Here is a 1,733-nt window from a genome sequence, read left to right as displayed (position 1 = left end):
CGGAGCGCAAGATCCGACGCCACAGCCGAGCATTATCCCGCACCACGCCTCACTCCGCCACGTGATACACGCTCTTATCGCCCTGGCGGGCCAGCTCGACCGCGCGGCGGCGGAACTCGGGCGGGTGTGGTGACGGCATGGCGGACATCCTTCCTGATGATCGCCGGTGACCTCAGGTCAGATGTCCGTGCTCCGGGGGGAAGCTCACTACGGCTGGGCCGCTACCTGCGTCGAGCGGTTCGGGCGGGCACCGGTGCAGATCCTGCACGAGGGCAACTCGATCAGGCACGTCGCGGAGTTCGAGGGGCGACCGGGTCGGCGGCCGCTCACCTATGACGAGGTTCAGGCGTTGTTCGACGCGGCGGATGGTATTGCCGAGGAGAAGCGGTCGCGGGGGCGCAAGGGCGCCTTGACGGCGATGCGGGACTCGGCGCTGCTGAAGTGCTTTTACGCCTATGGGCTGCGCCGTCAGGAGATGTGCGGACTGGACGTGGCGGACCTGCGCCACAACCCGGAGCTGCCGCGGCTCGACCGGTTCGGTGCCTTGTTCGTGCGGTTGGGCAAGGCGTCCAACGGCAGCCCGCCCAAGCGCCGCACCGTGTTCACCGTTCCGGAGTTCGACTGGATCGCCGACGTGCTCGATCACTACCTCACTGATCTGCGTCCCCGGTTCGACGTCGGCCGGCACCCGGCGTTGTGGGTGACCGAACGCCGCGGGCGGTTGTCGCGGCGCAGCGCCAACGACGCGTTCGAGAACGCCCGCCGCGCGGCCGGGCTACCCGATGACCTGGAGTTGCACAGCATGCGTCACTCGACGATCACGCATCTGGTGGAGTTCGGTTACCCCGAACGCTTCGTTCAGGACCAGGCCGGTCATCGCGTGGCGGCGACAACGGCGATCTATACCGGCGTGTCGGACGAGTACCGCAGCCGCCTGCTGAAGAGCAAACTCACCGCACGTCACGCCGAACTCTGGGAGACCTGACCGTTGATCAAGAAGATGGGCATCCGCTGGAACCTGCGCAAGCTCATGGCCGCGCAGGAGATGTTCCAGACCACCGACCTGGGCCCGCTGCTGGCGGAACGCGGCATCCACCTGTCCCGCGAGCAGGTGTTCCGGCTGGTCACCCAGCCGCCCCAGCGGTTGTCGATGGACACGCTCGCCGCGCTGTGCGACATCCTGTCGTGTACCCCGAACGACCTCATCGAGGTCGAGGTCGTCAACGCCGAGGTCCGCAAGACCGCCGGCGGGGCGCGCGGATCGGCGCCGACGGTGCGGCGGACCTCGATCCGAAGGCCCGAAGGGCTGTGACCGCCTCCGGGCGGCCGGATCCTAAGAACCCGGCCCGCCATGCGCGACGTGCCGCTCGCCTGGAGAAGGCGATCGGTGCCGCGGTGAGCCAGATCGTCATGGCGGTGCCCGAGGCGAGCACCGAGCAGGCGAGAGCGGCACTGGAGGATGCGGTGCCCATCCCGTCTTGGGGCGCGGCGCGCTTCCTGGAGGAGTTCGCCGAGCACATGGCCGCTCACCCCGACGCCCTGACCTCGGGACACACCCAATGCCCCAGGGTGCTCGTCCGCCTGATCCACACCATGCACGACACCGGTTTCCCGGTGACCCGCCCGGCGTGCACGCGGTGCGGCAAGGTCACCGTCGTGAGGTGCCACGGATCTTCCGGACAGGGCCCCAACTAGAGTTGGGGAGAACCGGAAGGGAAGGTCGTTGGCACGAC

The 1,733-nt window shown here is 68.4% G+C and carries 3 protein-coding genes; all 3 read left to right on the top strand.

Translation table 11 applies throughout. The features are described 5' to 3' along the window. The first annotated feature begins 253 nt into the window (after positions 1-253). Entirely contained in the window at positions 254-985 is a 732-nt protein-coding gene (locus BJF79_RS39075; protein WP_262403225.1) for a tyrosine-type recombinase/integrase, read from the top strand. A 3-nt stretch (positions 986-988) separates the two neighbouring features. Beyond that, on the top strand, positions 989-1,312 hold the full coding sequence (locus BJF79_RS39070) for a helix-turn-helix domain-containing protein (RefSeq protein WP_075904975.1): 324 nt from the start codon (positions 989-991) through the stop codon (positions 1,310-1,312). Positions 1,313-1,395: 83 nt separating this feature from the next. Beyond that, entirely contained in the window at positions 1,396-1,695 is a 300-nt protein-coding gene (locus BJF79_RS39065; RefSeq protein ID WP_075904973.1) for a hypothetical protein, read from the top strand. Positions 1,696-1,733: the final 38 nt, after the last annotated feature.

It is taken from the genome of Actinomadura sp. CNU-125 (genome assembly GCF_001942465.1).
GTDB lineage: Bacteria > Actinomycetota > Actinomycetes > Streptosporangiales > Streptosporangiaceae > Spirillospora.
Note: the sequence above shows the minus strand (reverse complement) of the source record. Positions and strands in the feature narration are given on the sequence as shown.